The organism is Cellulomonas olei (genome assembly GCF_039548315.1).
Taxonomy (GTDB): Bacteria; Actinomycetota; Actinomycetes; order Actinomycetales; family Cellulomonadaceae; genus Cellulomonas.
Genome location: NZ_JBCLVN010000041.1, coordinates 39057 through 63803 on the forward strand (window position 1 = coordinate 39057; position 24747 = coordinate 63803).

The 24747-nt window shown below is 76.5% G+C and carries 25 protein-coding genes; 21 read left to right on the forward strand and 4 right to left on the reverse strand.

The window, feature by feature from the left end; translation table 11 throughout:
• Positions 1 to 54 precede the first annotated feature (54 nt).
• Positions 55 to 585: a 50S ribosomal protein L17 gene (rplQ, locus tag AAHH18_RS12765; RefSeq protein WP_222170233.1), complete on the forward strand. Its 531-nt coding sequence runs from the start codon at positions 55 to 57 to the stop codon at positions 583 to 585.
• Between the two features lie 82 nt (positions 586 to 667).
• On the opposite strand, the gene AAHH18_RS12770 is transcribed toward rplQ, so the two are convergent.
• Entirely contained in the window at positions 668 to 1753 is a 1086-nt protein-coding gene (locus tag AAHH18_RS12770) for a J domain-containing protein (RefSeq protein ID WP_343301868.1), read from the reverse strand.
• Complete coding sequence (locus AAHH18_RS12775) at positions 1741 to 2562, reverse strand: hypothetical protein (RefSeq protein ID WP_343301869.1); 822 nt, start codon at positions 2560 to 2562, stop codon at positions 1741 to 1743. Before AAHH18_RS12775 ends, AAHH18_RS12770 begins: the two co-directional genes overlap by 13 nt.
• A 178-nt stretch (positions 2563 to 2740) precedes the next feature.
• On the opposite strand from AAHH18_RS12775, the gene AAHH18_RS12780 reads away from it, so the two are divergent.
• The 12 genes from AAHH18_RS12780 to AAHH18_RS12835 all read left to right on the forward strand — a co-directional run bounded on the left by AAHH18_RS12780 (position 2741) and on the right by AAHH18_RS12835 (position 14753).
• A complete protein-coding gene (locus AAHH18_RS12780; RefSeq protein WP_343301870.1) occupies positions 2741 to 3478 on the forward strand; it encodes an alpha/beta fold hydrolase in 738 nt (245 codons plus the stop codon).
• A gap of 172 nt (positions 3479 to 3650) precedes the next feature.
• A complete protein-coding gene (locus AAHH18_RS12785) occupies positions 3651 to 4478 on the forward strand; it encodes a GntR family transcriptional regulator (RefSeq protein WP_283319500.1) in 828 nt (275 codons plus the stop codon).
• Entirely contained in the window at positions 4411 to 5484 is a 1074-nt protein-coding gene (locus tag AAHH18_RS12790) for a BMP family lipoprotein (protein WP_283319501.1), read from the forward strand. Before AAHH18_RS12785 ends, AAHH18_RS12790 begins: the two co-directional genes overlap by 68 nt.
• Before the next feature lie 96 nt (positions 5485 to 5580).
• On the forward strand, positions 5581 to 7101 hold the full coding sequence (locus tag AAHH18_RS12795) for an ABC transporter ATP-binding protein (RefSeq protein ID WP_343301871.1): 1521 nt from the start codon (positions 5581 to 5583) through the stop codon (positions 7099 to 7101).
• On the forward strand, positions 7098 to 8171 hold the full coding sequence (locus tag AAHH18_RS12800) for an ABC transporter permease (protein ID WP_343301872.1): 1074 nt from the start codon (positions 7098 to 7100) through the stop codon (positions 8169 to 8171). The genes AAHH18_RS12795 and AAHH18_RS12800 overlap by 4 nt, the downstream gene beginning before the upstream one ends.
• Entirely contained in the window at positions 8168 to 9070 is a 903-nt protein-coding gene (locus AAHH18_RS12805) for an ABC transporter permease (RefSeq protein WP_283319504.1), read from the forward strand. Before AAHH18_RS12800 ends, AAHH18_RS12805 begins: the two co-directional genes overlap by 4 nt.
• Positions 9067 to 9714: a cysteine hydrolase family protein gene (locus AAHH18_RS12810; RefSeq protein WP_343301873.1), complete on the forward strand. Its 648-nt coding sequence runs from the start codon at positions 9067 to 9069 to the stop codon at positions 9712 to 9714. The genes AAHH18_RS12805 and AAHH18_RS12810 overlap by 4 nt, the downstream gene beginning before the upstream one ends.
• Complete coding sequence (locus AAHH18_RS12815; RefSeq protein ID WP_343301874.1) at positions 9711 to 10628, forward strand: carbohydrate kinase family protein; 918 nt, start codon at positions 9711 to 9713, stop codon at positions 10626 to 10628. Before AAHH18_RS12810 ends, AAHH18_RS12815 begins: the two co-directional genes overlap by 4 nt.
• Before the next feature lie 4 nt (positions 10629 to 10632).
• Entirely contained in the window at positions 10633 to 11367 is a 735-nt protein-coding gene (locus tag AAHH18_RS12820; RefSeq protein ID WP_343301875.1) for a nucleoside phosphorylase, read from the forward strand.
• 28 nt (positions 11368 to 11395) lie between these two features.
• Positions 11396 to 12250, forward strand: a complete 855-nt coding sequence (locus AAHH18_RS12825; RefSeq protein ID WP_283319508.1) for an SIS domain-containing protein — start codon at positions 11396 to 11398, stop codon at positions 12248 to 12250.
• Entirely contained in the window at positions 12247 to 13716 is a 1470-nt protein-coding gene (locus tag AAHH18_RS12830) for an aldehyde dehydrogenase family protein (RefSeq protein ID WP_343301876.1), read from the forward strand. The genes AAHH18_RS12825 and AAHH18_RS12830 overlap by 4 nt, the downstream gene beginning before the upstream one ends.
• Entirely contained in the window at positions 13716 to 14753 is a 1038-nt protein-coding gene (locus AAHH18_RS12835; RefSeq protein WP_343301877.1) for a zinc-binding dehydrogenase, read from the forward strand. The genes AAHH18_RS12830 and AAHH18_RS12835 overlap by 1 nt, the downstream gene beginning before the upstream one ends.
• A 30-nt stretch (positions 14754 to 14783) precedes the next feature.
• Here the strand turns inward: AAHH18_RS12835 and AAHH18_RS12840 are convergent, their stop codons facing one another.
• Positions 14784 to 15551, reverse strand: coding sequence for an ROK family protein (locus AAHH18_RS12840; protein ID WP_343301878.1), 768 nt, complete (start codon positions 15549 to 15551; stop codon positions 14784 to 14786).
• Between the two features lie 43 nt (positions 15552 to 15594).
• On the opposite strand from AAHH18_RS12840, the gene AAHH18_RS12845 reads away from it, so the two are divergent.
• Positions 15595 to 16968, forward strand: a complete 1374-nt coding sequence (locus AAHH18_RS12845; RefSeq protein ID WP_343301879.1) for an ADP-ribosylglycohydrolase family protein — start codon at positions 15595 to 15597, stop codon at positions 16966 to 16968.
• Positions 16965 to 17942 (forward strand): tRNA pseudouridine(38-40) synthase TruA, encoded by a 978-nt coding sequence (gene truA / locus AAHH18_RS12850; protein ID WP_343301880.1) that lies wholly within the window; start codon positions 16965 to 16967, stop codon positions 17940 to 17942. The genes AAHH18_RS12845 and truA overlap by 4 nt, the downstream gene beginning before the upstream one ends.
• Before the next feature lie 73 nt (positions 17943 to 18015).
• On the opposite strand, the gene AAHH18_RS12855 is transcribed toward truA, so the two are convergent.
• Positions 18016 to 18435, reverse strand: coding sequence for a DUF5709 domain-containing protein (locus AAHH18_RS12855; RefSeq protein ID WP_283319515.1), 420 nt, complete (start codon positions 18433 to 18435; stop codon positions 18016 to 18018).
• 87 nt (positions 18436 to 18522) lie between these two features.
• Here AAHH18_RS12855 and AAHH18_RS12860 point away from each other — a divergent pair, with 87 nt between their 5' ends.
• The 6 genes from AAHH18_RS12860 to AAHH18_RS12885 form a co-directional block, all read left to right on the forward strand.
• Entirely contained in the window at positions 18523 to 20217 is a 1695-nt protein-coding gene (locus tag AAHH18_RS12860) for an ABC-F family ATP-binding cassette domain-containing protein (RefSeq protein WP_343301881.1), read from the forward strand.
• A 202-nt stretch (positions 20218 to 20419) separates the two neighbouring features.
• A complete protein-coding gene (gene rplM / locus AAHH18_RS12865) occupies positions 20420 to 20866 on the forward strand; it encodes a 50S ribosomal protein L13 (RefSeq protein WP_222170228.1) in 447 nt (148 codons plus the stop codon).
• A gap of 41 nt (positions 20867 to 20907) precedes the next feature.
• Positions 20908 to 21396, forward strand: a complete 489-nt coding sequence (rpsI, locus tag AAHH18_RS12870; RefSeq protein WP_222170227.1) for a 30S ribosomal protein S9 — start codon at positions 20908 to 20910, stop codon at positions 21394 to 21396.
• Positions 21397 to 21550: 154 nt separating this feature from the next.
• Complete coding sequence (gene glmM, locus AAHH18_RS12875; RefSeq protein ID WP_343301882.1) at positions 21551 to 22900, forward strand: phosphoglucosamine mutase; 1350 nt, start codon at positions 21551 to 21553, stop codon at positions 22898 to 22900.
• Positions 22901 to 22902: 2 nt separating this feature from the next.
• Complete coding sequence (locus AAHH18_RS12880) at positions 22903 to 23601, forward strand: peptide deformylase (RefSeq protein ID WP_343301884.1); 699 nt, start codon at positions 22903 to 22905, stop codon at positions 23599 to 23601.
• A 282-nt stretch (positions 23602 to 23883) separates the two neighbouring features.
• Positions 23884 to 24747, forward strand: an 864-nt coding sequence (locus AAHH18_RS12885; protein ID WP_343301885.1) for a DedA family protein, incomplete at its 3' end; no start/stop codon positions are given.

A 24747-nucleotide genomic window follows, 5' to 3' on the forward strand; every position in this document is an offset into this window, starting at 1 on the left:
GCGTCCCGCTGACGGGCGCCGCCGGCCCATCACCAGAACCAAGGAGTAAAGACCATGCCCACGCCCACCAAGGGTCCCCGGCTCGGTGGCGGCCCGGCGCACGAGCGGCTGATCCTGGCCAACCTGGCCACGTCGCTGTTCGAGCACAAGCGCATCACGACCACCGAGGCCAAGGCCAAGCGCCTGCGCCCGCTGGCCGAGCGCCTCGTCACCTTCGCGAAGCGCGGCGACCTGCACGCCCGCCGGCGCGTCCTGACCGTCGTCAAGGACAAGTCGGTCGTGCACGAGCTGTTCGTGGAGATCGCCCCGCAGATGGCCGAGCGCCAGGGCGGCTACACGCGCATCACGAAGATCGGCCCCCGCAAGGGCGACAACGCCCCCATGGCCGTGATCGAGCTCGTGCTGGAGCCCGTCTCGCCGAAGCAGGCCGTCGTCCGCGAGGCCACGAAGGCCGCCGCGAAGGCCGCGCCGAAGGCGGAGGAGCCGAAGGCCGAGGAGACCGTCGAGGACACCACCGAGGCTCCGGCCGAGGAGGTCACCGAGGCTCCCGCCGAGGAGACGACGGACGAGGCCGACAAGGCCTGACCGTCCGGTCCACGCACGACGGAAGCCCCGGGATCGACTGCGATCCCGGGGCTTCGTCGTCCCCGCGCGGGGACGGGGTGCGTCAGACCGGCGCGGCAGCGGGCACGGGCAGGACGTCCACGCCCTGCTCGCGCAGCACGTGCACCCAGGACCGTACGGCGTTCGCGGGCGCCCGGACGAGCACGGTGCCCGACCCGTCCGCGACCAGCAGCCAGGCCGCGCGCCCGCGGACGGTGCCTCGCTCGAGGTGGGCCGCGCCGTGCTGCTGCTGCAGGTCGAGCACGTGGTTCCAGCGGTGCGCGAGCAGGAGACGCCGGTACGCGACCCGGTCGAGGCGTTCGCGTGCCCGGGTGCGCCGGATGCGGCGCCCGGACTCGACCGCGAGCCCCGCCGTGGCCAGCCAGGACACGCCGGCCACCGCGACGTCGCCGGGCGGCACGTGCTCGAACGCCACGGTGCCGGCGGCCATGAACAGCTGGAACGCCAGCGAGCCCCAGATCAGCACCGCGGCCAGCGCCCGCGTCCCGAATCCCGCGCGGTGCGCGGTGGCGCGCAGCCAGAGCCCCGCGCCGAACACCGTGAGGAACGCCAGCGTCGTCACGAACGAGGTCTGGGCCGCCTCGGAGGCGGCGAGCGACGGGACCGCGATCACCACGGCGACGGTGAGCAGGACGGCGCCGCCGCACGCGAGCACCGGCCGGCGGAACTCGGCGCCGAGCGGGTCGCGCATCCCGGTCGGGCGGGCGCGGGTCGGCAGCCGGACCGGACCGGAGGTCAGCGGGTCGACGGGGCCGGAGGCCGGTGCCGGGAGCCCGCGCGGCCCCGGGTCGCCGACCCCGTCCGCGCCGGGGTCCTCCGGCCGCGGACCCGGTGCGGGTCGGGGTGCCGGTCGTGGTGGCGGCGCCGGCCGGCGCGGCTGGTCGTCCCACGCGAGGTCCTCGCCCCAGAGGTCCTCGTCCTGGTCCTCGTCCACGCCGGCGTCGTACCGGGCGCGCCGGGAGGCGTCCGAGAGCGTCCACCAGGCCAGTGCGACGGCGGCGAACGCGGCGTCGTCGCCGCCCGTGTCGGGGTGCGTCTCCCGGGCGAGGCCGCGGTAGGCCGCCCGGATCTCGTCCCGCCCGGCGTCGGGCGCGACGCCGAGCACCTCGTAGAGGTTCAGCTCATCCACGACGGCATCTCCCGGCTCGCCTCCAGCCGCTGGGGCTGGGTCGTCGCCAGCACGACCTGCTCCACCTGCCAGTCCGTCGCCGCCAGCCGGACGGTGCGTTCTTCCGCCGTCCCGCGGGCGAGCGCGGGCAGCTCGCGCTCTGCCCGGATCACGACGGCGTGCTCGTCGTCCCGGCGCAGCACCGTCAGCGTCTGGGCGAACGGCTTGCGGCCGACGGACTGCTGCACGAGCTCGCCGAGCCAGTCCTCGGGCACCGGGACCGCGCGCTCGGCGCCGGAACGCACGGCGGGCGGCAGGTAGCCCCAGGCGTGGGCGGCGGCGGAGTGCCACGGGGCGGTCGACGGCACGGGCCCGGCGGTGTTCCCGGGGGCGTGCGGGCCCCCGGCGCGAGTGGCGGGCGGGACCGCGGACGCCGGGACGGCGCCGACCCGACGGCGCGGCGGGCCGGCGGCGTCCCACCGGCGGAGCCCGGCCGGCTCCCACGGCCCGGTCTCCCGGACCTGGTGGCCGTCGACGCGGACGGGCCGGATCGCGACGGCCACGTACAACCGGTCGCGGTGGGCGCGCCATCCGCGTATCACCTGCGCCAGCGAGCCGTCGGCCTTCCGGTAGAGCCCCGCGTCGGCGACGGCCCCGTCCGCCACGACCGGGGAGCTGTGGCGGGCCGCCCGGCGGGTCGCGGCGGGCAGGTCGCCCCAGCGGAGCGACCGGCCGTCGAAGGCGACGGTGGCCGTGCTGCGCGCGACTCCTCCGGCGCGGACGAGCGCGTGGTCTCTGCGGACGAGGTCGCCCGAGCCGGACGGGCTCACGAGCCGAGCCGGGCGCGGCGGGTGCGACGCGGGGCGAGGCGGTACGGGTCGGGCACGGGCGCTCCTCCGGGTCTGCGAACGACCGCACGCTACTGCCGACCGGGGTGCGGAGGTGCCCGTTCGCGGGTCCGGCCTCGTGCCGTCCCCCGGATGCCGCCGCGGCGCTACCGTCGTGCCCGTGAGCGTTCCCGTGGTGCTGGTGCACGGCCTGCGCACGTCGCGCACCATGTGGCGGGTGCAGGTCGAGGCGCTGCAGGCGTACGGCTGCCCGGTGGTCGCGGTGGACCTGCCGGGGCACGGGACGCGCCGCGGCGAGGCGTTCACGCTCGACGGCGCGGTGCAGACCGTCGCGGACGCGGTGGACGGGCTGGGCGGGCGCGCGCTGGTGGTGGGGCTGTCGCTCGGCGGCTACACGGCGATCGCGCACGCGGCGCGGCACCCCGGCCAGGTGGCGGGCCTCGTCGCGGCGGCGTGCTCGACCCGGCCGCTGGTGGCGCTGGTGGGCGCGTGGGCGCTGCTCGCCCGGGGCATCGCGCGGCTGCCCGACGCGGGCGAGGGGCTGAACCAGGGCCTGGTGAGCCGGGTGCTGCCGGTGGAGGCCGCCCGGGACGCCGCGGCGGGCGGGTTCGCGCTGGAGGTCATGGACGACGTGCTGCGCGAGATGCGCGCGGCGACGCCGGTGGCGGACCTGGCGCGCGTCGAGGCGCCCGTGTGGCTGGTGAACGGGCGGTTCGACCACTTCCGCGGGGAGGAGCGGCGGTTCCTGCGGGCGTGCCGCGAGGGGCGGCTGGTGGTGATCCCCGGCGCGACGCACCTGGTGTCGCTGACGGCGCCGGTGCCGTTCACGCGCGCGGTCCTGGACGCGGTCGACGTCGTGGCGGCGCGCGGGTCGGGGGGCGCGGCCGCGCCGCTGTGACGTGCGCCGGGCGCGGGTGCCGCGGACCGGGGCACCCCCGGGCGTCCCGTGTTCCCGGCGTGTAAACCGTGCGTGAAACGTCTGTTGCCCCTGTTCCCCCGGGGGCCGGCGTTCCCTAGCGTCTCCACTTGACCGGACAACCGGTCATCCGGAGGACGCGGAGGAGACGGCCATGCACCTCGACCTGGACCACGCGCGGGGAGGTGCCCCGCTCTACCTCCAGCTCGCGAACGCGCTGGGGGACGTCATCGTCCGGGAGCGCCTGCGCCCCGGCGACCAGCTCCCGAGCGAGACCGTGCTCGCCGCCGACAACCGGCTGTCCCGGGCCACCGTCATCAAGGCGTACGACCTGCTGGTCGAGCGCGGCCAGGTGGTGCGCCGGCAGGGCAAGGGCACGTTCGTCACGCCCCGCCCGATGGCCCGCCACCTGCCGGAGCTCACGAGCTTCTCCGAGCACGTGCACGGCCTCGGGCTGACGCCGTCCAGCAGCCTACTGAGCTTCGAGACGCACGCGGTCGGCGCCCCCGGGCGGCCCGCGTCGCCGTTCGAGGACGCCGGCGTGGTCGTCGTCGAGCGCCTCCGGAGCGTCGACGGCTCCCCGGTCGGCATCCACCGCGTGGTCGTCCCGGAGGACGTGGCCGACGCCATCGACCTCACCGAGGAGACGGCCGCCGCCGAGCGCTTCTCCCTGTACTCGGCCCTGCAGCGCCACGGCATCGAGCTCACGAGCGCCGAGGAGTCCATGCAGGCCGTCAACGCCGGTCCCGACGACGCCGAGCTGCTGGGCGTCGAGCCGGGCACCGCGCTCATCGAGGTGGTCCGCGAGTCGCGGGACGCCTCCGGGCGGCTCATCGAGCACGTCCGCGCCCGCTACCTGGGCAGCACGTACATCTACCGCATCTCCTTCGCCCCCACGTCCCACGGAGAGAACCATGACCGCACGCGTCACGAAGCTGCTCGTCCCTCTCGCCGCCTCGGCGCTGCTGCTGACCGCCTGTAGCGGCGGCGACCAGCCGTCCGGCGAGGGCTCCGGCCCGTCCGGGGGCGCGGGGTCCGCGGCCCTCGTCGTCGCCCAGGGCGGCCTCGGCGACGAGTCGTTCAACGACCTCGCCTACGCCGGGTTCACCCGCGGCGTGGAGGCGGCCGGCATGACGGGCACGCCCATCGAGTCCGCCGACATCGTGGGGCAGGGCGAGCAGATCCTGCGCCGCGCCGCGCAGACCGACGCCGGCCTGGTGATCGACCTGGAGTACTCGCACAACGAGCTGCTGCCCGCGGTGGCCGCCGACTTCCCGGACACGAGCTGGGTGCTGGTGAACGCCGAGGCCGCGGGGGAGAACGTCGCCTCGGTGCTGTTCCAGGAGCAGGAGGGCTCGTACCTGGCCGGGGCGCTCGCCGCGATGGTCACGCAGGACCCCGACAACCCGCACGTGAACCCGGACAAGGTCATCGGCGTCATCGGCGGCACGGAGTCGGTCGGCATCGACAAGTTCATCGTCGGGTTCATCCAGGGCGCGCACGACGTCGACCCGGACGTGCAGGTGCTCACGGCCTACTCGAACGACTTCGCCGACCCGGCCAAGGGGCAGCAGCTCGCGCAGTCGATGTACGACCAGGGGGCGGACATCGTCTACGCGGTGGCCGGCGGGACGGGCGCGGGCGTGATCCAGGCCGCCGTCGACAACGACCGCTACGCGATCGGGGTGGACGACGACCAGGACGGCGTGGCACCCGGCAACGTGCTGACCAGCGTGCTCAAGCGGACCGACGTCGCGATGGAGGACGTCGTCGCGCGGTACGCGGCCGGGGAGTTCCCGGGCGGGGAGACCGTGACGTACGGCCTCGCGGACGGCGGCGTCGGCCTGACCGACTACGAGTACACGAAGGACGACATCGGCCAGGACACGATCGACGCCGTCGACGCGCTCGCCGACCAGATCGTCTCCGGCGACATCACCGTGTGGAACGCCGTCACGCAGGGCTACCCGGACTTCTACGGGAACTGATCGATGACGTCGTCCGCCACACCTCCCGCCGGCGGGGCCCCCACCGGGCCCCGCTGCCGGATCGGGGCCCGCGGGGTCAGCCGCTCCTTCGGGCCCGTGCGCGCCGCCGTGGACGTGGACCTGTCCGTCGCCCCGGGCACCGTCCACGCCCTGATCGGCGAGAACGGCGCCGGCAAGAGCACGCTCATGCGCATCCTGTACGGCCTGGACCGGCCCGACTCCGGCACGGTCGTGATCGACGACCAGCCGGTGGTCATGGGCTCCGTGCGCGAGGCCATCGGCCGCGGCATCGGCCTCGTCCAGCAGGAGCTCGCGATCATCCCGGAGCTGACGCTCCTGGAGAACCTCGTGCTCGGCGACGAGCCGCACCGCGGCCCGGTGATCGACCGGGCGGCCGCCCTGCGCCGGGCCGAGGAGCTCGCGCGGACGGTGACGGTCGACGTGGACTGGTCGGCCCGCGCCGGCCACACCTCGATCGCGATCCAGCAGCAGGTGGAGATCCTGCGGCTGCTGCACCGGGGGGCCCGCACCCTGATCCTCGACGAGCCGACCGCGGTGCTGGCGCCCGCGCAGGCCGACGAGCTGCTGCGCCTCCTGACGGGCCTGGCCGCCCAGGGGCACACCGTGCTGTTCATCAGCCACAAGCTCGACGAGGTCGTGACCGTCGCCGACGAGATCACGGTGCTGCGCTCGGGGCGCACGGTCGCCCACCACCGCCGCGGCGAGATCGACCGCGACGGGCTGGCCCGCGCGATCATCGGCGACGGCGACGTGGCGCCCGACCGCACCGAGCCCGGCACACCCGGCGACGTGGTGCTGGACGTGCAGGGCGTCCGCGCGTGCGACGACCTCGGCGCGCCGCGCCTCGACGGCGTGTCGTTCCGGCTGCGCTCCGGCGAGATCCTCGGGGTCGCGGCGGTCGCCGGCAACGGGCAGGAGGAGCTCGCCGAGGCGCTGGCCGGTGTCCGCGCGACCACCGGCGGGACCGTCGCGCTGCACACCCCCGACGGGGCGCGGGACCTCACCGCGGCCGGGGTGCGCGAGCGGCGCCGGCAGGGGATCGCGTACATCAGCGCGGACCGCAAGCACGAGGGCCTGTCGGTGACCAGCTCGCTGGCGGACAACGCGCTGGCCGGGCCGCGGCTCGGGGCGATCAGCCGCCTCGGCGTGCTGCGGCGAGCCGCGGTGCGGGAGCGGGTCGACGCCGTCCTGAGCCGGGCGAGCGTCCGGTTCGGGTCGACCGCGGACCCGGCGTCGAGCCTGTCCGGCGGCAACCAGCAGCGCCTCGTCGTCGGCCGCGAGACCCTCGACCGCCCGCGCGCGGTCGTCGCCAGCCAGCCGACGCGCGGCGTCGACATCCGGGGCATCGGGCACATCCACGAGCTGCTGCGCCGCTCCCGTGACGACGGCGCGGGCATCGTCCTGTTCTCCGAGGAGATCGACGAGCTGCGCGCGCTGAGCGACCGGATCCTCGTGCTGCACCGCGGGGCCGTGGCCGGCGAGCTGCCGGGCACCGCGACCCGGGCGGAGATCGGGGCGCTGATGGTCGGCGCCCCGCCGGCGGCCCACGACGCGGAGCGCGGGCAGCGGCCCGCGGGGACGGAGCAGGACGCATGAGCGCACCCCACCTCGACCGGTGGCGCCCGGTCGCGACCGGCGTCGGGCGCGCCCTCGTGCCCGTGCTGCTGGCGTTCGTGGTCGGCGGCGTCGTGCTCGCCGTGACCGGGCAGAACCCGCTGGAGATCTACCGGCTGCTGCTGGTGGAGGCGTTCGGCGGCCCGTCCCGGGTGGACGCGACGCTGGCCGCGACGACGCCGCTGCTGTTCACCGCGGTCGCGGCGGCGTTCGCGTACCGCGCCGGGGTGTTCACGATCGGCGCCGAGGGGTCGTTCACGCTCGGCGGCCTCGCCGCGGCGGTGGTCGGCGCCCACGTCGGCGGTCTGCCCGCGGTCGCCGCCGTCACCGCGAGCCTGCTCGCGGCCTGCGCGGCGGGAGTCCTCGTCGCGGTCGTCCCGGCGGTGCTGCGCGCCCGCTGGCAGGTCGACGAGGTCGTGACGACGCTGATGTTCAACTTCATCGTCGCCGGCGTCGCGGGCTGGGCGGTGCAGGCGTTCTTCCAGGAGCGGGGGCAGGCGAACTCGGCCACGGCGTACGTGGCCGACTCCGCGCGGCTGGAGCCGTTCTTCCCGCCCGACCTCACCAACGCCGGCCTGGTGATCGCGCTGCTGCTCGTCGCCGGGTACACGTTCTGGTTCCGCCGCACGGCGCTCGGGTTCGAGTTCCGGGCCGTCGGCGCGACGCCGCGGTTCGCGGTCGCCCAGGGCCTGCGGACCCGGACGGTCGTCGTCGTGGCGCTGCTCGGCGCCGGCCTGGCGGCGGGCCTCGGCGGCGGGGCGCACGCGCTCGGCATCGTGCACCGCTACACCGGCGGCTTCTCGGCCAGCTTCGGCTTCACCGGCATCGCCATCGCGCTGCTCGCCCGGTTCAACCCGGTGGGCATGGTCGTCGGGGCCGTGCTGTTCGGTGCGCTGAACGCCGCGGGGTCGACGATCCAGCTCTTCGTGAACCTCCCCATCCAGCTCGTCGACATCCTCCAGGGCACCGTGATGATCTTCGCCGTCGTGCAGTTCGTGCTGCCCCGGCTGCCGTCCCGGCAGCGGGTCGTCCCCGAGGCGGTGGTCGCGTGATCGACCAGGTGATCGCCGCGGCGCTGACGCTGTCCGTGCCGCTCGTCCTCGCCGCGCTGGGCGGCGCCGTGCACCGGCAGGCCGGGGTCGTGAACATCGGCCTCGAGGGGCAGATGCTCGTCGGGGCGCTGCTCGGCGCCCTGGTCAGCGGCGCCACCCGGAGCTGGGAGCTCGGCGTGCTCGCCGGGGCCGGCGCGGGTGGCGCGGTCGGCTGGCTGATGAGCGTGACCATCACCCGGCTGCGGGCCAACGAGATCATCGCGGGGCTCGGCTTCAACACCGTGGTGCTCGGCGTCATCGGGTACTGGCTGCGGGCCTCGCAGGACGTCTCCGGGACGCTGCAGGTGGAGGGGCTCGAGCGGCTCCCCACCTGGGTGGTGCCCGGCGTCGCGGACGTGCCGGTGCTCGGCGCGCTGGTGTCGGGCAAGAGCCCGCTGTTCTGGCTCGCCGTCGTGCTCGTGGGGGCCTGCGCCTGGACGCTCGACGGCACCCGCTGGGGCCTGCGGGTCCGGGCGGTCGGGGCCTCCCCGGTGGCGAGCGCCTCGCTCGGGCTGCGCACGCGTGGGCTCCAGGACTCCGCGGGGACCGTCGCGGGCGTGCTCGCCGGGCTCGGGGGAGCGTCGCTGAGCCTCGGGGCCGTCGGGCTGTTCAACGAGAACATGACGGCCGGCCGCGGCTTCGTCGCCATGGCGGCGTTCTACTTCGGCCGCGCCCGGCCGCTGCCGACCGCGCTCGCGTGCCTGCTGTTCGGCACGTTCGACGCGATCCAGGCCCGCCTGCAGATCGGCGGCGGGTACTCCGCGTCGCTCATCCAGACGCTGCCGTACGTGGCCGTCGTCGTGGTGCTCGCGCTGACCGGCGTCCGGTCGAGCCGCCGGCGCGCGAGGGCCGCCGCGTGACCGTCCCGCCCGGCGGGCCGGTCCGGCCCGGCCCGTCCGCCCCGCCCGTCCCGCCCGTCCCCGCCCCGGAGGTCCCCGTGCCCGCCGACCGCCCGGTCACCGCGCTCGTCCTGGTGGACGTGATCGCCTCGTTCTTCGACCCCGCCCAGCCCAACCACTACCCGGGCGTGGAGCAGGTGCTCGCCCCGATGGCGGCGCTGCTGGCCCGGGCCCGCGAGCGGGGCAGCCTCGTCGTGCACGCCGTCGAGCGGCACCACCCCGGGCTCGCGGACTTCGAGTTCGGCAAGCTGCCCCGCCACCACCAGGCCGGCGAGCCGGACGCGCAGTACGTGCCGGGCTTCGAGCCCCTGCCCGGCGGCTACGAGGTGGAGGTCACCAAGCGCCGGTTCTCCGCGTTCTACGCCACGGACCTCGACCTGCTGCTCCGGGAGCAGGGCGTCCGCCGCGTCGTGATCGCGGGCGTCAAGACCAACGTGTGTATCCGGGCCACCGCGCAGGACGCGTTCGCGGGCGGGTTCGAGCCCGTCGTCCCGCGGGAGGCGACGAGCTCCAACCGGGAGCACCTCGCCGCCGCCAGCCTCGAGGACATCGACCGCTACATGGGCCGGGTCGTCGACCTGGGCACCGCGCTGGAGCTGCTGTGACGGGCGTGGCCGTGCTGGGCTACGCGAGCCTGGACCACGCGATGCAGCTCGCGGCGTTCCACGGCCCGGACGCCACGAGCGTGGTGACCGGCCGGCTGAGCGACGAGTGGCCGCGGCCGGGCGGCATCGCGCACCACGTCCGTGCGCTGCGCGCCGCCGGGGCGGACGAGGTCCTCCCCGTGAGCTGGGTCGGCCCCGACGCGGGCGGCGACGCCTGGACGGCCGCGCTGGTCGCCGCCGGCGCGGCCACCGCGGGCGTGCGCGTCTGCGGCACCCGCACCCCCTCCTCGTACCTCATGTACGCGGGCGACGGCGGCGCGGTGTGCGTCTTCGACCCCGCGGACTGCCACGGCGACGCCGGGGCGCTGACGCCCGCCCAGCAGGACGCCGTCCGGTCGGCGGGCTGGTGCCTGCTGGCGGTCGCGCCGCAGCAGGCGACGCGTGACGCGCTCGCGCTGCTCCCGGACGGCGCCCGGCTGGTGTGGGCGGTGAAGCACGACGCCCAGGCCTACCCGCCCGACCTCGTCGAGGCGCTGCTGGCCCGGGCGGACGTCGTGAGCCTGTCCGCGGGGGAGCGGCCGTTCCTGGACCGGCCCGGTCGCACGCTCGAGGAGCGCGTGCGCCCCGGGACGCTCGTGGTCGAGACCCGCGGGGCCGCGGGCGTGCACGCCCGCCTCGGCGGCGAGGCGGACGACGTCCCCGTGACGCCCGTGACCGCGGTCGACACCACCGGGGCCGGCGACACGTTCGTCGGCACCCTCGTCGCCGGGCTGCTCGCCCTGCCCGCACGCCTGAGCCTGGCCACCGCGCGGCCCGCCCTCGTGGCCGCCGCCGCGGCGGCCACCGACCTGATCGCCTCGCGCGGCGCCCGGCGGACGACGCCCGGCCCGCGCACCGCACCCACCGAGGAGTAGCACTGTGTCGACAACGAACGCCTGGTACCTGCGATGCGGGCGGGAGGACGTCGCGGAGCGCGCGGTGCTCGTCGGGGACCGCGGCCGGGTGGCCCTCGCGGCGGAGCTCATGCAGGACGTGCGCGTGCTCGGCGAGGACCGCGGGCTCACGACCGCCACCGGCACCTACCGCGGGACGCGCCTGACGGTGAGCGCGTTCGGGATGGGCGCGCCGATCGCCGCCGTGGTGATGCACGAGCTGGCCGACCTGGGGGTGCGGGAGTTCCTGCGCCTCGGCACCGTGATGACGGTCGGGGACACCCGGCTCGGGGAGCTCGTCGTGGCGCACGGCGCCGTGCGGGGCGAGTCCACCTCGGCCACCTACCTGCCCGTCGAGTACCCGGCCGTGCCCGACCTGCCGCTGACCGCCCGCGTCGAGTCGGCCGCGCGCGCCGGGGCGCGGCCCGTCCGGACGGGGATCTACGGCACGTTCGACGGCTTCTACACCCAGATGACCGACTCCGAGCCCGGCGTCGCGAAGGTGCGGCGCGGGCGCGACGAGCTCGCCCGCCGGGGCGTCGTCGCCACCGACATGGAGACCAGCGCGCTGCTCGTCGTGGCCCGGGCCCTGGGCGTCGCCGCGGCGTCCCTGTGCCTCGCGTCCGTGGACGGCGCCGACCAGAGCCGCATGGAGGGCGACGACCGCACCGCCGCCGAGGCCGACCTGCTGCGCGCCGGGTTCGACGCGCTCGCGGCCTAGACCCCGACCCCCACCGAGAGGAACCACCGTGTCCGAGCAGCAGCCCGTCCAGGTCACCTACCTCGACGACCTCATCGCCAAGATCGCGTGGGTGCGCGACACCCAGTCCGACGCCATCGCCGAGGCCGGGCGCGTGTGCGCCGACGCCATCGCCGGCGACGGCCTCGTCTTCACGTTCGGCACCGGGCACGGCGGGTTCGCCGCGCTGGAGTCGTTCCCGCGCACCGGCGGCGTCACGGGCTTCCGCCCGATCGTCGAGAGCTCGATCGCCCTCATGCACCACGTGCTCGGCGACCAGGGCACCGCGCAGTACCGGTTCCTGCACACCCGCGAGGGCTACGGCCGGGCGATCCTGCGCTCGCACCAGATCAAGGACGGGGACGCGCTGATCCTGTTCTCGCACTCCGGGATCAACGCCGTGATCCTCGACATGGCCGTGGAGTTCCAGGAGCGCGGGCTCAAGGTCGTCGCCGTGACGTCGGTGCCGCACTCGTCCCAGGTCGCCTCCCGGCACTCCTGCGGCAAGCGCCTGTACGAGATCGCGGACGTCGTCATCGACACCGGGATCCCGCTCGAGGACGCCTCGCAGCACATCGACGGCCTGGAGTACCCGGTGGGCCCCACCTCGACGTCCGTGGCCGTGGCCATGACCCACGCGATCAACGCCGCGACCGCCGCCGACCTCGTCGCCCGGGGCGTGCAGCCGATGATCATGGTGAACACCAACTCGAACCGCACCACCGAGGCGCACCAGCAGAACGACCGCAACTACGCGGAGCTGTGGCGCCGGCTGCGGTCCCGCGAGTTCTCCGCCCCGCCGGTCACGGCGGCGACGACGGTGCCCGGTGCCGCGCCGGGTGCGACCGCCCCGGAGGCCCGGTGAGCGCCCGGCACGAGCGGCTGCTGTACCTCGACGGCGGCTGGCGGGCGTCGCGCGGCGGCGTGACGACCGACGTGCGCGACCCCGCGACCGGCGCCGTGGTCGGCACCACGCCGGTCGCGACCGCGGCCGACGTGGACGACGCGGTGGCCGCGGCGGCGCGGGCGTTCCCGGCGTGGGCGCGGACCGGCGCGGACGACCGGGGGGCGCTGCTGCGCCGCGCCGCCGACCTGGTGGACGAGCGCATCGACGACATCGCGGACGCGCTGACCCGCGAGCAGGGCAAGCCGCTGCTGGACAGCGTCAAGGAGATCGCGTACTGCGCCACCGTGCTGCGCTACTACGCCGAGGAGGGCCCGCGCCTGGGCGGCACGCTGCGGCCGAGCGCCCGGGCGGACATCCGGTCGATCGTCACCCACGAGCCGCTGGGCGTCGTCGGCGCGATCGTCCCGTGGAACTACCCGGTGGACCTGTACGCCTGGAAGATCGGCCCGGCGCTCGCGGCGGGGAACACCGTCGTGGTGAAGCCGCCCGTGGAGACCCCGCTCGCGGTCGCCCTGCTCGTGCAGTGCCTGCACGACGCGGGGTTCCCGGCGGGCGTCGTCGCCGACCTTCCCGGCGCGGTGGAGGCCGGGCAGGCGCTGGCGGCGCACCCCGGCGTCGCGATGATCACCGCGACCGCGTCGACCCGCACCGGCCAGGCGCTCATGCGCACCGCCGCCGACACCATGAAGCGGCTGTCCCTGGAGCTCGGCGGGCAGTGCCCGTTCGTCGTGCTCGACGACGCCGACGTGGCGGAGGCCGCGGCGGCCGCCGCACGGCGCTCGTTCTCGAACACCGGCCAGATCTGCATCGCGGTCAACCGGGTGCTCGTCGCGGAGGCCGTGGCCGACGACTTCGTGGCGGCGCTCGCCGAGCACGCCCGGGCGATCACGCTCGGGCACGGGGTGGAGGCCGGCGTCACGAGCGGACCGGCGACGACCGCGGGCGTGGTCGACACGACGCGCGCGCACGTCGCGGACGCGCTCGCGCGGGGCGCGCGGACCGTCGCGGGCGGCGGGCCGGTGGACCTGCCCGGGCTGGTGCCCGGCGCGTTCTTCGCGCCGACGGTGCTGGACCGGGTACCCGCCGACGCGCTCGCGATGACCGAGGAGACCTTCGGCCCCGCGGTCGCGGTGCACCGGGTCGCCGGTGGCGACGACGAGGCGGTGCGGCTCGCGAACGCCACCCCGTACGGCCTCGCGGCGTACGTGTTCGGCGGGGACCTCGACCGGGCGTGGGGTGTCGCGGAGCGGCTGCACGCAGGCGGGGTCGGCGTGAACATCAACGACATCACCGAGCTCCAGGCGCCGTTCGGGGGCTGGAAGATGTCGGGGTTCGGGCGCGAGCTCGGCACCGAGGGGCTGCTCGGCTTCACGCAGCCGCGCCACCTGCGGCTGCGGCGCCGGTCGCCGGGGACCTCGGCCTGATGCGGGCGGCCGTCTTCGAGGGGCCGGGCAGCATCGTGGTCGTCGACCGGCCCGACCCGGTGGTCGTCGACCCCGGCGACGCGGTGGTGCGGGTGACCGCGACCTGCGTGTGCGGCTCCGACCTCTGGTACTACCGCGGGCAGTCGCCGCGCGCGCACGGCCAGACCATCGGGCACGAGCTGGTCGGCGTGGTCGAGGAGGTCGGGGCGGACGTCCGCACGCTCCGGCCGGGGACCACGGTCGTGGCCCCGTTCCGCTGGAACGACGGCGACTGCCCGCACTGCCGGTGGGGCGCCCCGGTCGCGTGCCTGCGCGGCGGCATCTGGGGGCAGCCCGGGGCGGACGGCGCCCAGGGCGAGGCCGTCCGGGTGCCGTTCGCGGACGCCACGCTGGTGGCCGTCCCCGACGGCGCGGCGACGCCCGCGCTGGTGCCCTCGCTGCTGGCGCTGAGCGACGTCATGGGCACCGGGCACCACGCGGCGGTCGCCGCCGGGGTCCGGCCCGGGTCCACCGTGGTGGTGGTCGGCGACGGCGCCGTCGGCCTGTGCGCCGTCCTCGCCGCGCACCGCCTCGGCGCCGAGCGGGTGGTCGCCTGCTCCCGCCGGCCCGACCGGCAGGCGCTGGCCCGGCGGTTCGGAGCCTCCGACGTGGTCGCCGGGCGGGGTGACGACGCCGTGGCCGAGGTCCTCGACCTCACCGGCGGCGTCGGCGCGGACCACGTGCTGGAGTGCGTCGGCACCGCCGAGTCGATGCGGACGGCGCTCGCGGCCGTCCGGCCCTACGGCGGCGTCGGGTACGTCGGCCTGCCGCACGGCGTCGAGCTGCCGGTCGGCACGCTGTTCGGCCGGGGTCTGACCGTCGGCGGCGGGATCGCGCCGGCGCGGCGGTACCTGCCGGAGCTGCTGGCCGACGTCCTCGCCGGCACCATCGAGCCGGGCCTCGTCTTCGACCACCGCGTCGGCCTCGAGCAGATCGCGGACGGGTACCGGGCGATGGACGGGCGGCAGGCGGTCAAGAGCCTCTGCCTGCTGGGCTGACGCCCCGGGGCCGGGCCCCGAGCCGAGCGGTCAGACCCCGAGCTGCCAGGCGCGCACGCCGCCGACGATGCCCGCCTGGTTCGGCACGACCACCACGTCGTCGCCGAGCCGGGCGAGCACCTGCGGGGTGATCTGCCGGGAGTTGCCGCCGCCCAGGTACAGCCGGTCCCAGAGCACGACGGGCCGCAGCCCCTCGACGACCTGCCGCACCCGCCGGGACCAGAGGCCGTCGCCGAGCCGCGCGCGCTGGATCTGCCCGATGTACTCGTCGTAGGTGGTCATCCGGCGCACCGGGGCGTGCGACCACTCCAGGTGCGGGGCCAGCCGGCCGCCGTCGAACAGCGCGGAGCCGAGCCCCGTGCCGAGGGTGAGGACCAGCTCGACCCCGGTGCCGGAGACCACGCCGGCGCCGTGCACCTCGGCGTCGTTGAGCACCAGCGCCGGGACCCCGAGCCGGGCCTCGACGGCGGCCCGCATGTCGTAGCCCGACCAGGCCTCCACGAGCTCCGGGTCGACGCGGGTGTGCGGCCCGGAGCGGGTGACGTAGTGCGGGGTGGCGACGACGACGCCGTGCCGGATCATCCCGGGCATGCCGACGGTCGCCCGCTGGAACGCCGGGAGCCGTCCGGCGATGTCGGCGACGGTGTCGACGAGCCGCGACGGCGGCAGGGGGTAGGGCGTCGGCACGCGGACGGCGGGGGCGTGCAGGGTGCCCGAGGCGTCGAGGACGGAGGCCTTGATGCCCCCGCCCCCGCAGTCGACGGCGAGCGTGTACGGCGCGGGGTCGGGCGTGGGCACCCGACCACGGTAGAGCAGCCGCCCGGCCCGTACCCTCGGGTGCGTGCCCGACCAGCCTCTCCGCACGGACCCCGCCGGGGCGGACCCCGCCCCCCGACCGCTCGACCGCGGCGTGCTCGAGCGCGCCTCCGGCGTGCTGCTCGCCCAGGCCGCGGGCGACGCGCTCGGGGTGCCGTACGAGTTCGCGGAGCCGCCGGGCGCGGACGAGCTGCCGGTGATGCGCGGCGGCGGGCTCGGCCCGTACGCGCCGGGCGAGTGGAGCGACGACACGCAGATGTCGGTGGTGGTGGCCCGGGTGGCCGCGCGCGGCGGCGGCCTGCGGTCGGAGGCGGAGCTGGACGAGGTAGCCGCGGGGTTCGAGGCGTGGCGCGCGGGCGGCGCGAGCGACGTCGGCACGCAGACCGCCGCGGTGCTCGCGGGCGCGGGGTCCGCGGAGCACCGGGACGCGGGCGGGCCGGCCGCGCGGCTGCGGGCGGCCGCGGCGCAGCTGCACGCGGCGACGGGCCGCACGGCGGGCAACGGCGCGCTCATGCGCACCGGCGTCGTGGGCCTCGTGGCGCTGGACGACCGCGCCGCGACGGCGGCAGCGGCGCGCGCGGTCGCGGATCTGACGCACCCGGACCCGCTGGCAGGCGACTCGTGCGTGCTGTGGTCGGAGGCGGTACGGCTCGCGGTGGTGGCTGCCCGGCTCGACGTGCACGCCGGGCTGGACCTGCTGCCGCCGGGGCGCCGCGACGCGTGGCGGGCGTGGCTGGACGACGCGGCGTCCCCGCACCCCGCGGCGGACCTGCGCGCGAACGGGTTCACGGTGACGGCGCTCCAGGCGGCCTGGCACGCGATCACCCGGTCGGTCCCGCCGCTGCCCGAGGGGGTCGAGGTGCCCGGCCACGTGCACCTGCCGCTGGCGCTCGCCGCGGCGGTGCGGATCGGCGGCGACACGGACACGGTCGCGGCGGTCGCCGGCGCGCTGCTCGGCGCGCGGTACGGGGCGGGGGCGGTCCCGGACGGGTGGGCGTGGGCGGTGCACGGCTGGCCCGGGCTCGCGGGGCGGCGCCTCGGGGCGCTCGGCCGGGCGACCGCCCAGGGCGGACCCGCGGAGCCGGGGGAGCCGGAGCAGCAGGTCTGCCCGCTGTGCGGCACGCGCGAGCCCTGGTCCGCGCGGTACGCCGGTCACATCTGCGCCTGGTGCGCGCGGTGGGCGACCGACGCCGCGGGCCGGCCGGTGCGGCTGTTCAACGCGTCGCTGACGGGCGGCTTCACGGCGCAGTACCCGGACGGGACGACGGCGTCCGCGGAGGTGCTCGCGGGCACGGTCTGGGTCGACGGCCGGCCGCTGCGCGCCGGGGAGGCCCGGTTCGGCGGGACGGTGGTGCAGCTCCCCGCGGGCGAGGCGCCGGACGCGGCGGTGGTCCCGTGACGGCGCCGGCAGCGGGACCGACGCCGGCGGCGGCACGCGCGTCGGTTCCGGCGACCGGCGCGCACCCGGTCCCGGACGCGCCCCCCGTCCGCGTCCGCGTCGACCTCGCGTACGACGGCACCGGCTTCGCCGGCTGGGCACGGCAGCCCGGGCTGCGCACGGTGCAGGGTGTGGTCGAGGACGGCCTGGCGCTCGTGCTGCGGGCGGAGCACCGGGGGGACCCGCCGCCGCGCGTGACGGTCGCGGGGCGCACCGACGCCGGCGTGCACGCGCGCGGCCAGGTGCTGCACGTGGACGTCCCCGCGGACGCGTGGGCGGCGGTCCCGGGCCGCTCGGACCGCACGCCGGCGCGGTCGCTGCTCACGCGGCTCGGCGGCGTGCTGCCGGACGACGTCGTCGCGACCGCCGTGCGCGAGGCCCCCGACGGGTTCGACGCCCGGTTCTCGGCCGTGGCACGCCGCTACGTCTACCGGGTGTGCGACGACCCGGCCCTGCGCGACCCGCTGCGCCGGCACCACGTGCTGTGGACGCGCCGCCCGCTCGACGTCGACGCGATGCACGCCGCCGCGCAGCAGGTGCTCGGGCGGCACGACTTCGCGGCGTACTGCAAGCCGCGCCCGGGCGCGACGACCATCCGCACCCTCGACGAGCTCACGTGGGAGCGGCCGCTCGAGGGACCGGACGCGGGCCTGGTGGTCGCGACCGTGCGCGCCGACGCGTTCTGCCACTCGATGGTGCGGGCGCTGGTCGGCGCGAGCCTGGCCGTCGGGGAGGGGCGGCGCCCGGTCGGCTGGCCGGCGGAGCTGCTCGTCGGCGGCCGCCGTGACCCGGGCGGTGCGGTCGTCGCGGCCCACGGCCTCACGCTGGAGGAGGTCGTCTACCCGCCGGACGACGAGCTGGCCGCCCGGCAGCTCCGGACGCGCGCCCCGCGCTCGGCGGACGACGTCGACCGGCACCCGCTGCGCCGGGACTGACACCGCCGGGGGGCTGGACGCCGGGGCGCCACCACGCGCCGCCGGCCGCGCGACCGGCCGGGCGGTGCGGAGGTCAGTCCTCCTCGTCGACCACGTGGACCGCGGCCTCCTCGGCGCTCGCCGCGCCGCCGCTCACGCCCGCGTCGATCGCGAACTGGTCGTTGCCGCCGGACTCCACGGCGTCGTCGTCCTCCAGCAGGCGGCCGGCGCGGTCGGGCTCGCGCGAGGGGTCCGGCGCCCGGTCGGGGTCGTCCCACACGTCGGGCTCCTCCTGCGCGACGCGCTGGTCGAGCGTCTCGCCGCGGGACTCCTCCCAGGGCGTCTCGCCCCAGTGCGCCGACGCCGGCCGGGGCCGGTCCGGCGGGGAGTAGCCCTCGTCCAGCAGGTCGTCGACGCCGCGGTCGAGCAGCGTGTCCTCCTCGGGCAGCTGGTCGGCGTCGCCCTCGGCGCCGGTGGCGGCGTCGGTGCTCGTGGCAGGGGTGTTCTCGGTCATGGAACGAGCGTGGCACCGCCGCCCGCCCGCTGCCACCGCACGGAATCGGCTTGGGACCGGGCCGCTGCACCTGGGACGATCGGCCGCATGGGTCATCTCGAGGTGCACGACGTGCGCTACGTGCTCCCCGACGGCCGGCCGCTGCTGGGCGGCGTGGACCTGCGGGTCGGCGAGGGGCAGCGCACGGCGCTGGTCGGGCCGAACGGCGCCGGCAAGTCGACGCTGCTGCGCATCGTGGCGGGCGACGAGCAGCCGCACGACGGCGCGGTGGTGCGCACCGGCGGGCTGGGCGTGATGCGGCAGGACGTGGGCCGCATCGCCGACGACCGCTCGGTGCGGGACCTGCTCGCGTCGCTGGCCACCGGCGCCGTCGGGGCCGCGGCGGCGGAGCTGACGGCCGCCGAGCTGCTCATGATGGAGGTCGACGACGAGCCCGCGCAGATGCGGTACGCCCAGGCGCTGGCCGACTGGGCGGACGTCGGCGGCTACGAGGTCGAGGCGGACTGGGACCGCGTGACGGACGCCGTCCTGTCGATCCCGTTCGACCGGGCGCAGCACCGCAGCGTGCGGACCCTGTCCGGCGGGGAGCAGAAGCGGCTGGTGCTCGAGGCGCTGCTGCGGGGCCCGCAGGAGGTGCTGCTGCTCGACGAGCCGGACAACGCGCTGGACGTGCCGACCAAGCGCTGGCTGGAGCAGCGGCTGCTGGAGAGCCCGAAGACGGTGCTGCTCGTCAGCCACGACCGGGAGCTGCTCTCCCGGGTCCCCACGCACGTCGCGACGCTGGAGCCCGCGCGCACCGGGGCGACCGTGTGGGTGCACGGCGGCACGTTCACCACGTACACCGAGGCCCGCGAGGCCCGGCGCGAGCGGCTGGCCGAGCTGGCGCGGCGCTGGGACGAGGAGCACGCCAAGCTCATCACGCTGGTGAACACCCTCAAGACGAAGGCCGCGTTCAACGACGGCCTGGCGTCGCGCTACTCGGCCGCCCAGACGCGGCTGCGCAAGTTCGAGGAGGCCGGCCCGCCCGAGGTGGTGGCGCACGACCAGCACGTCCGGGTCCGGCTGCGCGGCGGGCGGACGGCCAAGCGGGCGGTGGTCGCGGAGCAGCTCGAGCTCACGGGGCTGATGCGGCCGTTCGACCTCGAGGTGTGGTTCGGCGAGCGCGTGGCGGTGCTCGGGTCGAACGGGTCGGGCAAGTCGCACTTCCTGCGGCTGCTCGCGGCCGGCGGGACGGACCCCCAGCCCGAGCAGGCCCCGGCCGACGGCGAGCCGCCGGTCGACCCCGTGCCGCACACCGGCGTCGCCCGGCTGGGCTCGCGGGTCGTCCCCGGGTTCTTCGCGCAGAACCGGCAGCACGCGCAGGACGCGGCGTTCGCCGGCCGCACGCTGCTGGAGATCCTGCACCGCGGCGAGGGCCGGCGGCCGGGCATGGGCCGGGAGCCCGCGAGCAAGGCGCTGGACCGCTACGAGCTGGTGGCGTCGGCGGAGCAGCGGTACGAGACGCTGTCCGGCGGGCAGCAGGCCCGGTTCCACATCCTGCTGCTCGAGCTGGGCGGCGCGACCCTGCTGCTGCTCGACGAGCCGACCGACAACCTCGACCTGCACTCCGCGGAGGCGCTCGAGGCGGGGCTGGCGGCGTTCGAGGGCACGGTGCTCGCCGTCACGCACGACCGCTGGTTCGCCCGCGGGTTCGACCGGTTCCTCGTGTTCGGCGAGGACGGCGCGGTCGTCGAGACGCCGGAGCCCGTGTGGGACGCGGGCCGGGTGGCCCGGGTGCGCTGAGCCGCCGTCGGGTGACGCAGGCCGCTTTGACCGGCCTCCCGGCGGCGGCTACCCTGGTGAGTCGTTGTGCGTTCGTCTGCGTCGACCTGGTGCGTTCCCACTCACCGGTCCGCGGAGGGCGCACGGACGGTACTCATCGGCTGACCCCGGCTTCTACGGGATTGCCGTGGACACAGTCAGAGACATAGAGAAGGCAACGACCGTGCGCACGTACACCCCGAAGCCCGGCGACGTCCAGCGGAACTGGTACGTCATCGACGCGACCGACGTCGTCCTGGGTCGCCTGGCCACCCACGTCGCCACGCTGCTGCGTGGCAAGCACAAGGCGACCTTCGCCCCCCACGTGGACGGCGGCGACTTCGTCATCGTCATCAACGCGGACAAGGTCGCGCTGACCGGCAACAAGCGCGAGGCCAAGCTCGCGTACCGCCACTCCGGCTACCCGGGCGGTCTGCGGGCCGTCGCGTACTCCGACCTGCTCGCCAAGCACCCCGAGCGTGCGGTCGAGAAGGCCGTGCGCGGCATGCTCCCGAAGACCTCGCTGGCCCGCCAGCAGCTCTCCAAGCTGAAGGTCTACGCGGGTGCCGAGCACCCGCACGCCGCCCAGCAGCCGAAGCCCTTCGAGATCACCCAGGTCGCGCAGGGCTGACGCCCGCGAGGACATCCGAGACAGGACGCGAGGACACACCAGTGGCCGAGACCACGGTCGACATCGACCTTGAGGGCGGCGAGACGCCCAGCAGCTACACCTCCGAGACCAGCGCGCCGGCTGGCCGCGGCCAGAGCCTGACGGCTCCCGGCCAGGCCCTGGGCCGCCGCAAGGAGGCGATCGCCCGCGTGCGCCTGGTGCCCGGCACCGGCCAGTGGAAGATCAACGGCCGCACCCTCGAGGAGTACTTCCCGAACAAGGTGCACCAGCAGCTCGTGAACTCCCCGCTGAAGCTGGTCGACGTCGAGGGTCGCTTCGACGTCATCGCCCGCATCAGCGGCGGCGGCGTGACCGGCCAGGCCGGCGCGCTGCGCCTGGGCATCGCCCGCGCGCTCAACGCCATCGACGCCGAGCACAACCGCCCGGCGCTCAAGAAGGCCGGGTTCCTGACCCGCGACGCCCGCGTGGTGGAGCGCAAGAAGGCCGGTCTCAAGAAGGCCCGCAAGGCGCCGCAGTACTCGAAGCGCTGATCCGTTCAGCCACGGCCGATGGCCCCGGGGGTCCGACCCCCGGGGCCATCGGCCGTTCTGCGTGCCCACCGCGGGCACGCGGCGTGTCGGTGCGGCACGCTCTGGCACGATGCAGGGGTCCGCGAGCAGCGGCCGACGACGAAGGGGCCCGTTGATGGGACGACTGTTCGGCACCGACGGGGTGCGAGGACTGGCCAACCGGGACGTCACGGCGGAGGTCGCGCTGGACCTGTCCGTCGCCGCGGCGCACGTGCTGGCGTCGCGCGGGGAGTTCGCCGGCCACCGGCCGCGGGCCGTCGTGGGCCGTGACCCGCGCGCGTCGGGGGAGTTCCTGTCCGCCGCCGTGGCCGCCGGCCTGGCGAGCGCGGGCGTCGACGTGCTCAACGTCGGCGTGCTGCCGACGCCGGCCGTCGCGCACCTCACGGGTGCGCTCGACGTCGACCTGGGCGTCGTGCTGTCCGCGTCGCACAACCCGATGCCGGACAACGGGATCAAGTTCCTCGCGCGCGGCGGCCACAAGCTCGACGACGAGCTGGAGGACGCCATCGAGCAGCGCCTGCGGGAGGACTGGGAGCGCCCGGTCGGCGCGGACGTCGGCCGCATCCGCTCCGACACCGGCCGCGCGGGCGAGCAGTACGTCGAGCACCTGGTCTCGACCCTCAGCCACGACCTGGCCGGGCTGCGCGTCGCGGTCGACTGCGCGAACGGGGCCGCCAGCGAGGTCGGTCCCGCGGCGCTGCGGGCCGCGGGCGCCGACGTGGTCGTCATCAACGCCTCGCCGGACGGCCGCAACATCAACGAGGCCTGCGGGTCCACGCACCCCGAGCAGCTCCAGGCGGCGGTCGTCGCCTCGGGGGCGGACCTCGGCGTCGCGTTCGACGGCGACGCGGACCGCTGCCTCGCGGTCGACCACACCGGGGCCCTGGTCGACGGCGACCAGATCATGGGGGTGCTGGCGCTCGACCTGCGGGACCGCGGCGCCCTGGCCCACGACACGCTGGTCGTCACCGTCATGAGCAACCTCGGCCTGCGCCTGGCCATGCAGGCCGCCGGGGTGCGCACCGTCGAGACGGCGGTCGGGGACCGCTACGTGCTCGAGGCGATGCGCGCGCACGGCTACAGCCTCGGCGGCGAGCAGTCCGGGCACGTCATCCTCGCGGACCACGCGACGACGGGCGACGGCACCCTCACCGCGCTGCAGCTCGCCTCGCGCGTCGCGGCCACGGGCCAGAAGCTCAGCGAGCTGGCCGCGGTCGTGCGGCGGCTACCGCAGACGCTGGTCAACGTGCGCGGCGTCGACAAGGACCGTGCGGCCACCGACGAGCACGTCGCCGCAGCGGTGGGCGCCGCGCAGGCCGCGCTCGGGTCCACCGGGCGGGTGCTGCTGCGGTCCTCCGGGACCGAGCCGCTGGTGCGCGTGATGGTGGAGGCCGGGACGCAGGAGCACGCGGACCGGGTCGCGGCGCAGCTCGCCGACGTGGTGCGCGACCGGCTGGCGCTCTGACCGTGGCCACCGGGCCGGGTGCGGTCCCCGCGGCGCGCTGGCCCGCGTCGCTGGTCCGCGAGCGCGTGGACCTGCTGCTCGAGGCCGCGCAGGCGGCGCCCGGCGGGACGGTGCCGATCGTGCAGGCGGGCCACCCCGCGCTGCGGATGCGGGCGGTGCCGTACGACGGGCAGCTCGACGCCACGACGCTCGACGCGCTGGTGGCGGTCATGCGCCGCACCATGCACGCCGCCCCCGGCGTCGGCCTCGCCGCCCCCCAGGTCGGTCTGCCCCTGGCTCTGGCGGTGCTCGCCGACCCGGGCGCGGCGGGCACCGAGTCCGGCACGGTGCGGGAGCGGCCGGAGCTGCCGTTCCGCGTCCTCGTCAACCCGGCGTACGGACCCGTGCCGGGCGAGCATCCGGAGCGCGTGGCGTTCTACGAGGGCTGCCTCAGCGTCACCGGCTACCAGGCGGTCGTGCCCCGGCTGCGGCGGTTGCGGCTCACCGGGGCGGACGAGCGCGGCACGCCCCTGGACGAGGTCGTCCAGGGGTGGCCCGCGCGGATCGTCCAGCACGAGACCGACCACCTGAACGGCACGCTCTACCTCGACCGCGCCCACCTGCGCTCGCTCTCGGCCACCGACGAGCTCGGTGCGCACTGGGCCTCGGAGCCGCGGCCCGCGGAGGCGGCGCGCACGCTCGGCTTCCCCCTCGAGGGCTGATCCCGCCCGTTCACGCAGCGGCCACGCAATCGCCGTGACCGCTGTCGGTGGTGCGTGCTGCACTGGTGCTCCGGGTCCGTCGCGAGGGGGACCCCGGGCCGGTGGAAGTCGGTCCGCGGGGCGATGCCGGCCGGCGCCGCCCCGGGGAACCATGGGGGGAGGACCAGGGGGGACTCGGGGGTGTCCCCCATGTCGCACCGGGTGGCGGCTGCCTAGCGTGGACGTCGTCCTCGCGGCCCGCCGGTGCCGTCGACGCCCACCACGACCAGGAGCTGATGACACGTGCTGCAGGACTGGATCAGCGCCGTCGAGGGCTGGATACCCGCCCTCGCGGACTCGCTGTGGGTCTACCCGGCGCTGACGCTGTTCGCGCTCGTCGACGGCTTCTTCCCGCCCATCCCGAGCGAGTCGGTCGTCATCGGCCTCGCGTCCCTGTCGGTCTCGCACGGCGCCCCGAACCTCGCGCTCATCGCGCTGGCCGGTGCGCTCGGGGCGTTCGCCGGCGACCAGATCGCGTACACGATCGGCTCGCAGGTCGACGTGCACCGGCTGCGCATCTTCCGGTCGGAGCGCGGGCGCAGGACGCTCGCGTGGGCCGAGCACGCCCTGGAGCACCGCGGCTCGTCGTTCATCCTCGCGGCCCGGTACATCCCGGTGGGACGCGTGGCGGTCAACATGACGGCGGGCGCGCTTCGCTACCCGCGCCGGCGGTTCGTCGGTCTCACGGCGCTCGCCGCGGTCACCTGGGCGGGCTACGGCACGGCGGTCGGCGTCGGGGCCGGGGTGTGGCTGGAGTCGCACCCGCTCGTCGCCGTCGTGGCGGGCGTCGTGGTCGGCACCCTGGTCGGCGTGGCGATCGACTGGGTGCTGCGACGCTGGACGGGACTGGGCCGCGCGGTCACCGTGGGCGCGCCGACGCAGGGCGTGCCGGGCGGGCCGGAGGCCGAGGCCGACGGGACCGCCGCCTCCCGCCCGGACGGGCGCGGTGCCGGCACGCCGGGCCCGGGTGCGGCCGGTCCGGGCGTGCAGGCCCCCGGGACGTCGGGGTCCGGGGCGGGCGCCGCGGACGCCGGTCCGGGCGGGGGCACGGCCGGCAGCGGGGCCGGGGCCGGGCCGGCGGCGTCGGGACCGGGGGCACCGGGTGGC

Coding starts and splice junctions, on each gene's coding strand:
- rplQ (WP_222170233.1), top strand. CDS start 55: ATGCCCACGCCCACCAAGGGTCCCCGGCTCGGTGGCGGCCCGGCGCAC.
- AAHH18_RS12785 (WP_283319500.1), top strand. CDS start 3,651: ATGCACCTCGACCTGGACCACGCGCGGGGAGGTGCCCCGCTCTACCTC.
- AAHH18_RS12790 (WP_283319501.1), top strand. CDS start 4,411: ATGACCGCACGCGTCACGAAGCTGCTCGTCCCTCTCGCCGCCTCGGCG.
- AAHH18_RS12800 (WP_343301872.1), top strand. CDS start 7,098: ATGAGCGCACCCCACCTCGACCGGTGGCGCCCGGTCGCGACCGGCGTC.
- AAHH18_RS12835 (WP_343301877.1), top strand. CDS start 13,716: ATGCGGGCGGCCGTCTTCGAGGGGCCGGGCAGCATCGTGGTCGTCGAC.
- AAHH18_RS12855 (WP_283319515.1), bottom strand. CDS start 18,435: ATGACCGAGAACACCCCTGCCACGAGCACCGACGCCGCCACCGGCGCC.
- AAHH18_RS12860 (WP_343301881.1), top strand. CDS start 18,523: ATGGGTCATCTCGAGGTGCACGACGTGCGCTACGTGCTCCCCGACGGC.
- glmM (WP_343301882.1), top strand. CDS start 21,551: ATGGGACGACTGTTCGGCACCGACGGGGTGCGAGGACTGGCCAACCGG.